Annotated in this window: 7 protein-coding genes; 3 read left to right on the top strand and 4 right to left on the bottom strand. The window is 69.9% G+C overall.

What is annotated here, in order from left to right; genetic code table 11:
* Positions 1-75 precede the first annotated feature (75 nt).
* From ACWGIH_RS34955 to ACWGIH_RS34945, 3 genes are all read right to left on the bottom strand, one after another.
* Positions 76-1,044: a CDP-alcohol phosphatidyltransferase family protein gene (locus ACWGIH_RS34955; protein ID WP_453449290.1), complete on the bottom strand. Its 969-nt coding sequence runs from the start codon at positions 1,042-1,044 to the stop codon at positions 76-78.
* A 224-nt stretch (positions 1,045-1,268) separates the two neighbouring features.
* Positions 1,269-2,480 (bottom strand): macrolide-inactivating glycosyltransferase, encoded by a 1,212-nt coding sequence (gene mgt / locus ACWGIH_RS34950; protein WP_453449289.1) that lies wholly within the window; start codon positions 2,478-2,480, stop codon positions 1,269-1,271.
* An 83-nt stretch (positions 2,481-2,563) separates the two neighbouring features.
* Positions 2,564-3,010, bottom strand: coding sequence for a MarR family winged helix-turn-helix transcriptional regulator (locus ACWGIH_RS34945; protein ID WP_453449288.1), 447 nt, complete (start codon positions 3,008-3,010; stop codon positions 2,564-2,566).
* A gap of 81 nt (positions 3,011-3,091) precedes the next feature.
* Here ACWGIH_RS34945 and ACWGIH_RS34940 point away from each other — a divergent pair, with 81 nt between their 5' ends.
* Positions 3,092-4,186 (top strand): hypothetical protein, encoded by a 1,095-nt coding sequence (locus tag ACWGIH_RS34940; protein ID WP_453449287.1) that lies wholly within the window; start codon positions 3,092-3,094, stop codon positions 4,184-4,186.
* 30 nt (positions 4,187-4,216) lie between these two features.
* On the opposite strand, the gene ACWGIH_RS34935 is transcribed toward ACWGIH_RS34940, so the two are convergent.
* Positions 4,217-6,436, bottom strand: a complete 2,220-nt coding sequence (locus ACWGIH_RS34935; RefSeq protein WP_453449286.1) for an MMPL family transporter — start codon at positions 6,434-6,436, stop codon at positions 4,217-4,219.
* A gap of 297 nt (positions 6,437-6,733) precedes the next feature.
* Between ACWGIH_RS34935 and ACWGIH_RS34930 the strand changes: the two genes are divergently transcribed.
* Positions 6,734-7,939: a sensor histidine kinase gene (locus ACWGIH_RS34930; RefSeq protein ID WP_453449285.1), complete on the top strand. Its 1,206-nt coding sequence runs from the start codon at positions 6,734-6,736 to the stop codon at positions 7,937-7,939.
* The gene (locus ACWGIH_RS34925; protein ID WP_453449284.1) at positions 7,936-8,670 is read left to right on the top strand and encodes a response regulator; all 735 of its coding nucleotides are present in this window, start codon (positions 7,936-7,938) and stop codon (positions 8,668-8,670) included. Before ACWGIH_RS34930 ends, ACWGIH_RS34925 begins: the two co-directional genes overlap by 4 nt.
* Positions 8,671-8,690: the final 20 nt, after the last annotated feature.

Raw genomic sequence — 8,690 nt, 5'->3', positions numbered from 1 at the left:
CCGCCCGCCCCCGCCGGGCACCATCTCCCCCCCCCCCCGGCGCTCGAGGACGGAAGTCGGCGAAGCCGGTGATCCTTACGCCGCGGCCAGCACCTTGCGCTCCTCGAAGGAGTCGATCGTCCGCGTGAAGTCCCGCGTCGAGAGCAGCAGCTTGTAGATGATCGCCAGCTCGAAGACGAGGAGCAGGGCGCCGGAGACGATCGTCGCGGGCAGCACCACGTCGAACAGCGGGCCGATCATGAAGACGCCCATCTGGAACTCGATGCCGCTCACCAGGTGCGTACGGATCCGGTGCCGCAGCAGGAAGGAGCGCGCCCGCAGGTACGCGGGGAACTTGCCGCGGAACTCCTGGTGCAGGTCGATGACCTGGCGCTTGGGCGCGGGTGCCGCGAGCGCCGGGGTCTCGGGAACACCCTGCTCCGACTGCGTCTTCTGCAGGTCCTGCTCGATGTCGGCCTCGGGGTTCTCCCGCAGCAGGTCCTCCATGAACGCCAGCTCGGCCTCGTTCTCGGCCCGGCGGGCGGCCCTCATGCGGACCTTGATCTGCTTGCGCATGGTGTGCCGGATCTTGAAGATCTCGAGACCGTTGATGTAGCGCAGCGTGTCGAGGGCGACCACGGCGACCGCGGCCCAGATGTAGAAGGCGTCCCCGGTGCGGTGGAACTGGCCGCCCATCAGGGCCACCGCGCACGCCATCACGCGGATGCGGTCGAAGACGAAGTCGAGCCACGCGCCGAACACCGAGCCGGTGCCGGTGAGACGGGCGACCTTGCCGTCCATGCAGTCGAGGATGAAGCTGAAGTGATAGACGACCGCACCGACGACGAGCCACTGCCAGTCACCCATGGCGAAGAAAGCGGCCGAGACAAGGCCAAGAAGGAACGCGCCCCAGGTGATCTGGTTGGGCGTGATTCTGGTCCGCATCGCCGTCCACCGCACGAGCGGCGTGGCGACCGGATCGACCAGAATCACGGTCCACCACGCGTCGCGCTTCTTCTGGGTGATGCGGCGCACCTCGTCGAGGGGCGGTATGTCTCGTCGCATGTGGGGTCAACTTCCTGGCGTTCGCGGAACGTTCACCTCACGCTAAGAAGGTTTTGGTTCAAGGAACAAGAACCTGGCTGTGCAACCTTTGGCCGGGGGTAACGGTCAACCTTTCAGGACGAGTCAATACCCATGCCAGAACCACCCTGCGTTACCTGAGCGTTATCGAGCGACAGGTATGTAACAGAAACACCCGTGACGCAACGGAAATGCCTCACGGAGTGTCACACCCCGGCCGCCTTCGCGAGCTCCTCCTCAATCAGGTCCGCCGCCATTTTCGTGCCGCCCTCCCCCGCCATCGAGGCCCGCAGCCCGGCGAGACGGCGGGCCACCTCCGGGTCACCGACCAGGCCGAGCACGGCCTCCCGCAGCGTCCGCGCGTCGACTTCCCCCATCGGTACGTGCCGGGCCACCCCGAGATCCTGGAGCATGTCCGCGTTGCCGAACTGGTCGACGGCCTGCGGCACCGCGACCATCGGTGTCCCGGTGGCGAGCCCCTCCTGACTGCCGCCCGCACCGGCGTGGGTGATGAAGGCGTCGGCCTGCTTCAGCACCGCGAGCTGCGGCACCCACGGATGGACTTCCACGTTCGCAGGGATCTTCCCCAGCTCGCCCGCCTCGACGTGCTTGCCGACCTGGAGCACCACATGCCACCCGGGCAGATCCCCGAACGCCTCGATGCACGCGCGGTAGAAAGCGGGCTGCTTGGTGAACGACGAGCCGAGCGAGACGAGCAGCACCCTTTCCGCACCATCGGGACGACGCCAGTCCCCCTGCGCCGAGCGGTCACCCTGGCAGGCACCGACGAATGTGTGAATCGTCTCGTCGACGCGGTCCGCGTTCGGCTGCAGCGCCTTGGGGATCAGGACGAGCGAGCGCGGCGGACGCCCGACGAAGGAATCGGGGTCCTGGGCGATCCCGTTCTCCGCCAGCCAGGCGTGGAAGCGCGCGTAGTAGGCCTGCCCGCGCGCGGTCTCCTTCAGCTCCGCGTACATCGGCTCGGCGACCTCCTCCTCGTACCCGTCCCAGGCGACCAGGTTCGGCGAGAGCGAGATCTCGGGCACGCCCCACCGGCGGGCGAGCACGCGTGCGGGGAAGGAGGTGATGTCGTGCAGGACGAGGTCGGGTTCGTCACCCTCGTACGCCGCCGCCAGCTGCGGCAGTGTCTCGACGGCCTCGGTGAGGAACGGCTCGATGTTGTCGATCAGTTCGGTCCCCCAGGCCTCGGGGTCGTCGTCGGGGCCCGGCAGCGTCGTCTCGAAGAGGACGGGCTCGGCACCGGTCTCGGCGACCTTCTCGGCGAAGAGGTGCGGGATCGCGTACGTGACGCGGTGGCCGCGGGCGACGAGCTCGCGGATCACTTCGAGGCTCGGGTTGACGTGCCCGTGCGCGGCGATCGAGAACATGGCGATGTGGGCACGCTGGCGTGAGGTCATGCACCGACCTTAAGCGAGACGAGACGTCTCGTGCAACTTCATGCCGCAACTTCGCCGCGCGGACACCCGCACCCATATACGTCTCACTCGACGTCCAGACCGCTCCGTGACGCCGCGTCGTTGTAGCGCAGCAAGCACTCGGCGAACTTCTCCAGGTCCGGCCCGCTCCAGTCGGTCAGCCGTTCCTGGAACGCGACCCGGCGCGCGTCGGTGACCTGCGCGAGCACCTCGATGCCCCGGTCGGTGAGGTGCAGCACGTGCACCCGGTGATCGGTCGGGTCGAGCCGCCGCTCCACGAGGCCGGCCTTCTCCAGTGCGCCCACCTGCCTGCTGATCGTCGACTTGTCCAGCGTGTAGTGCGCCGCGAGGTCCGTGGCCCGGCATCCGCCCTGGTACTCCAGGTGACTCAGGAGCGTGTACGAGACGAGCGACAGCTCGGGGTGCATCCGTGCGGCGGTGGCGCGGGCCCGCCGGGCGAACGCCGTCATCTCCCGCTGAATGATCTCGATGGACCCGTCCCTGTCGGCCACGATTTCTCCCTCTCCGCGAATGGTTGTACAGTACAACACCGAGATTGAGTGTATAAGCCAACTATCGCGAGAGGTCTTCCGATGACCGCCACCTCGGCGCCCGCCCACAAGGCATCAGCCGGCCCGGCAACCGCCTCCGGACCACTCCGTCACATCCTGCTGCACCTCGTCACACCCCTGCTGATGTGCCTCGGCATGGGCCTCGCGTACATGGGCGCGTTCGTCACGCCGGAGCCGCACGATCTGCCGATCGCCGTCGTCGGATCCGGCGAGCAGACGCAGGCCCTCGCGCAGACCGTCAAGGACAAGGCGGGCGGCGCCCTCGACGTACGGACCGTGCCCTCCCGCGCGCAAGCGGTCGACGAGCTCAGGTCCATGGACATATCGGGGGCCTACGTGCCCGACGCCAGGACACCCGAGGTGATCGTCGCCACCGCGGGCTCCGACATGAGCGCCATGGCGGTCGAGAAGATCTTCACGCCGGTCGCGGCGGAGCGGGGCGTACCGCTGAAGGTCTCCGATGTGGCGCCGACGGTGGACGACGACCCCACGGGCCAGGGCCTGTTCTTCCTGCTGGTCGCGGTCAGCATCGGCTCGTACGCGTCGGTGGCGGCGCTGGGGGCCGCGGGTGCCGGGATGCGGATGCGGGCCAGGGCCGGACTCGTCGTCGGTGTCTCGTTCGCCGTGAGCCTGATCGGCGCGGCGCTCGCCGGTCCCGTCTTCCACCTGGCGCACCAGGGCCTGTGGGGCGTGTGGGCCATGGCATGGCTGTACGCCGCCGGCATCCTCTTCGTCGGCGTCGGACTGCACACGTTCCTCAAGCGCTGGACGACGCTGACGATGATGATCCTCTTCGTGATGCTCAACTTCACCTCGTCCGGCGGTCTGTTCAGGCCGGAACTGCAGAACGGCTTCTTCGGCTCCCTGCACGCCTTCTGGAACGGTGCCGGATTCGTCGAGGGCATCCGCAGCCACCTCTACTTCGGCGGGCGCGAACTCGGCGGGCACGTGTGGACGCTGGCCGCGTGGCTGCTGCTCGGCCTGGTGATCACCGGCATCGCGGCGCTCTGGGAGCGGCGTGCGCGGACGGCGGTGGACGCGCCCGTGCCCGGCCGCGAGGCCGGGCACGAACAGCGGGAGCAGGAAGAGGAGATGGAGGAGACGGTGGCCGTGTGACGGCGACCGGTTCCGTGTCGGCCGTGCCGCCTACCGCCGTTCGGAGTACGCCCGGGCGGAGGCCTGCGGCCAGTACTCCTCGGCGGCGGGCGGCGGCCCGTCCGGTGTGTGGTGGCGGCCCGGGGTCTTGTTCGACCTGCGCGGCCACCACAGTCCACGTCCAAGGAGCGCGGCGAGCGCGGGCACCAGGACGAGGGAGAGCACCAGTGAGGACAGGAGAATCCCCAGGCCGGTGGCGAAGCCGATCTCCTGGGTGGCCGGGCTCGCGGCGAGACTGGCGAAGGAACCGGCGAGCACGATTCCGGCCGTGGCGACGGCGGGCGCGGTGTGCCGGACCGCCTCGGCCACCGCGTGCCGCGCCGGGACCGGCTTCTCCATCTCCTCCCTGATGCGGTCGGTGATCAGGATGTTGTAGTCGGTGCCGAGCGCGACGACAAACAGGAAGAGCACCAGGGGCAGCGTGAACGACACCCCGGGCCGGTCGAGGCCGTGCTGGAAGAGCAGCGTGCTCGCGCCGAGGGTGGCCACGAAGCCGAGCCCCACGGCGATCATCAGCACGACCGGTGCCAGCAAGGAACGCAGCAGCAGGAAGAGGATCACCGCGATCAGCAGGGCGGCGACCGGGAACACCAGCCGCAGGTCCTTCTCCACGGCCGTCGAGATGTCGGCGAAGACGGCGGCCGTTCCCGTGACATACGCCTCGGTGCCCTGCGGGGCGGTCCGCGCTGCCGTGTCCCTGACGGGTCCGGAGACCAGGTCACGCGCCTTCTGCGAAGCGGACTCGACGCTCAGGAACAGGTCGACCCGTGCGGCCGTGCGGTCCTTGCTGAGAACCGGCTTGCCCACCTCGCCGACACCTTCCGCCTCGGCGAGGGCACGGGTCATGCCGGTGAGCGAACTCCCCTTGATGACACCGCCGTCGGTGCTCCGTACGTAGACGCTGTGCGGGTCGGAGACACCGGCGGGCAGGCTCCGGGCGATCTGCTCGGCGGTCCTGACCGCCGCGGTCTCGTGCAGGCCCTGCTGGTCGTAGCTCATCTTCATGCCGACCGCGCCGGCGCCGAGGGCGCCGAGCAGCACCAGGCTGCCCAGTGCGTACCGCACCGGTCGTGCGCTCACCGCGTTCCCCAGGCGTGCGCTGATCCCGCCGGTGCGCTCCTTCTTCCAGGCGCGGGCGGGCCAGAACATGCCGCGGCCGAGCAGGGCGAGGAGGGCGGGCATGAGCGTGAGGCTGGCGAGGAGCATCACCAGTACGGAGAGCGCGATGGCGGGGCCGAGGACCCGGAACTGTCCGAAGCTCGCCAGGCCGAGCGTCGCGAACGCCGCCACGATCGTCAGGGCCGCGGACGTGATCGCGCTGCCCACGCGCCCTGTCGTCTCGGCCGCGGCCGTACGGGCGTTCTGCTCGGGATGGTTCCGCAGGTGTTCCCTGAACCGGAACATCAGGAAGAGGAAGTAGTCGATGCCGATTCCCAGGAGTACGACACCGATCAGCGAGGGCGTGGAGGGGTCGAGGTCGATGTCGAAGAGTTTCGCCGCACCGACCACCGCTCCCGACGCGACACCGCCGATCAGCGCCACCGCGATCAGGGGCACGAACGCGGCCGCGAGGCTGCGGAAGACCAGCACGTTCAGCAGGATGATGAGGCCCATCGTCAGATTGGCGACGACTTTCCCGGTGGGCTCCTCCGCGTCCGTGTCATCCACCGTGGACGCTATTCCGCCGGTGAATCCCACGCGCAGGTCGGCGGCGGCGAATTCGTCCTTCGCACCGTCACGGAATTTCTTGTAGACGTCCTGCAGACCCGGGTCCCCCGGATTTCCGGAGAGGGACACCGTCAGGAGCCTGAACGACTTGTCCGGGGCCACGGCCCCCGGCGTCACCCGCGGGGTCTGGGAGTGGTCCCTCATGAGCGGCTCGGGCTTCGGCGCGGTGATCCGCTCCCGGCCCAGGGCGGCCGCCGTGGCGGCGATCCGCCGCTGGTCGGACTGCGTGAGCTTCTTGTTGTCGTCCCTGCCGACCAGCACGGTCAGGGCGTTGGGGTCGGGCTTGGTGCCGAACTCGTCCTCCGCGATGCGCAGCGCCACCGCCGAGTCGTACTTCTTGGGCAGGAAGTCCCCGGCCTGCGAGTCGGTGACGTCGTACATCATCGAATTCCCCACGAACGACAGGGCCGCTCCGAGGATGGTCCAGACGACGATCGTCAGCCATCGATGTCGGGTGGAGAACGAGGTCAGCTCGCGAATCATGTTTTCTTTCCCCTGTTTTCCCGGCCGGCGAAAGGGGCTGTTTCCCGTCCGGCGAAATGAGCCACGAGATTTCCCCGGGGCTCCAACAGGTCATCACGCAAAGGCCCTTGAGGGCGTCGGTCGCCGGAAGGGGACGCACCCGTGACCCTGGTCCGGTGCTCCCTCGCGGGCAGTACCGGGGTACTGGGTGCGAGAACCGCCCCCACGCCGATTCCCGGCGCCGCGGGCCGGGATGTAATGGTGCGGAAAGACGGGCACATCAGGGCCCTCCGCACCGTTCGACCAGGAGGCGCCCGGATGGGCCGCGACTTCTTCCCTCCGGCACCGCTCACGGGTGGGCCGCGGCCGACCCGTGGCGACATGGTGGTCGCCGCCGTCGCGGTGGGACTCGACGTACTGGCCTACCTCGCCCCGGGTGAGGAGGGCACCGGGGCCCCCGTCACCGCCCTCGGTGTCCTGCTGGTCACCGTCTCCGTGCTCCCGTTGCTTTTCAGACGCCGTCATCCCGTGCCGGTGCTCGGCGCGGTCCTCGCCGTGCAGCTGGCCGTGAACCTGGGGCTGGCCGTCGACCCCGGCTCGGCGATGTCGAACAGCTACGGCGGCGCCGTCGCGGTGGCGCTCTACACCGTGGCCCGGTACAGCGGGCGGCGCGCCGTGGCCCTGGGCGTCGTCGCCACCGCGCCGGTGCAGCTCACGCGGCACCTGCTCGGCGATGTGCCCTTCCTGCCGGTGGGCATCTCCGACGTGCTGGTCACGCCCTGCCTCATCGTCGCCGTGGGCCTGGCCGTGCGGCAGTGGAAACGGCAGCTGGACATCAACCGCAAACTGCTCGCGGACCGTGCGGTGACCGAGGAACGGCGCCGTATCGCGCGGGAGCTCCACGACATCGTGGCGCACCACATCACCACCATGTACCTGATGTCCGGCGGGGCCAGGTCGACCCTGGACCGCGATCCCGACACGGCCCGCGACGCGCTGGTGACCCTGGAGGAGTCCGGCCGCACCGCGCTGCGCGAGATGCGGCAGCTTCTCGGGGTGCTGCGCAGCACCGACACCCCGGAGGAGGCGCCGTCGGAACCTCAGCCTGGGGTGGACGGCATCGACCGCCTCGTCGCCGATTCGACCGCAGCGGGCCTGCCGGCCGAACTCCTCGTCACCGGGCGGCCCGTGGCGCTGCCGATGCCGGTCGGCCTCACCCTCTACCGGATCGTCCAGGAGGCGCTGACCAACACCCGCAAACACGCCGGGCCCGCCCGCGCCACGGTGCGGCTCGCCTATCTCCAGGACCGCGTCACCGTCGAAGTGGCCGACGACGGCGCCGGGGGCGGCAGGGCGCCCGGCGGCAAGGGCGAGGGCACTGGGTACGGTCTGCTGGGCATGCGGGAGCGCGTCGCCCTGCACGACGGCTCCTTGCGGGCCGGTCACCGCGCGGAGGGCGGGTTCACGGTGACCGCCAGTGTGCCGCTGTCCACCGACACGTACGAGAAGGACGGGACCCGATGACCTCCCCCACCGAACCCGGAGCCGAGCCCGAACCCGGAGCCGGGGGCGAGTCCGACGGCATCAGCGTGCTCATCGCGGACGACCAGCCGCTGGTGCGCAGGGGCCTGTCACTGATCCTGCTCTCGGACCCCTCCATCAGGGTCGTCGGCGAAGTGGGGGACGGCGAGCAGGCCGTGGCGTCGGCGCTGGAACTCCGCCCCGACGTGGTCCTGATGGACATCCGCATGCCCGTGCTCGACGGCGTCCGGGCCACCGAGCGCCTGAGCGCCGAGCTCCCCGGATGCCGGGTCCTCGCGCTCAGCACCTTCGACATGGACGAGCACGTGGTCGGTGCCCTGCGGGCGGGGGCCTCGGGCTTCCTGCCCAAGGACGTCTCCCCCGAGGAGCTGGTGGCCGCGCTGCGCACCGTCCACCGCGGCGAGGCCGTCGTCGCCCCGCGGCTTCTGACCCGGCTGCTCGCCACCTTCGTGACCCCGGCTCCGGCCTCGCGCCCGCCGACGGCGGACCTCGCCGGGCTCACCCCGCGCGAGGTCGACGTACTGCGCCTGATCGCCGCGGGACTCGACAACACCGAGATCGCGCAGCGGATGGAGATCGGCGTCCAGACCGTGAAGAACCACGCCACCGGCATCTTCGCCAAGCTCGGCGTCCGTGACCGCGCGCAGGCGGTCATCGCCGCGTACGAGTCGGGGCTCGTGCGGGCGGGAGAGGGGAACGGCTCCCGGCGCTGAACCCCCGGCGGCCCGGCGGC

It is taken from the genome of Streptomyces sp. NPDC054872, assembly GCF_053610705.1.
This window is presented reverse-complemented; position numbering and strand designations above follow the sequence as displayed.

What these genes read in the sequence shown, in the direction of transcription:
- ACWGIH_RS34925 (WP_453449284.1), top strand. Translation starts at nt 7,936, where the DNA reads ATGACCTCCCCCACCGAACCCGGAGCCGAGCCCGAACCCGGAGCCGGG.
- ACWGIH_RS34935 (WP_453449286.1), bottom strand. Translation starts at nt 6,436, where the DNA reads ATGATTCGCGAGCTGACCTCGTTCTCCACCCGACATCGATGGCTGACG.
- mgt (WP_453449289.1), bottom strand. Translation starts at nt 2,480, where the DNA reads ATGACCTCACGCCAGCGTGCCCACATCGCCATGTTCTCGATCGCCGCG.
- ACWGIH_RS34955 (WP_453449290.1), bottom strand. Translation starts at nt 1,044, where the DNA reads ATGCGACGAGACATACCGCCCCTCGACGAGGTGCGCCGCATCACCCAG.
- ACWGIH_RS34940 (WP_453449287.1), top strand. Translation starts at nt 3,092, where the DNA reads ATGACCGCCACCTCGGCGCCCGCCCACAAGGCATCAGCCGGCCCGGCA.
- ACWGIH_RS34930 (WP_453449285.1), top strand. Translation starts at nt 6,734, where the DNA reads ATGGGCCGCGACTTCTTCCCTCCGGCACCGCTCACGGGTGGGCCGCGG.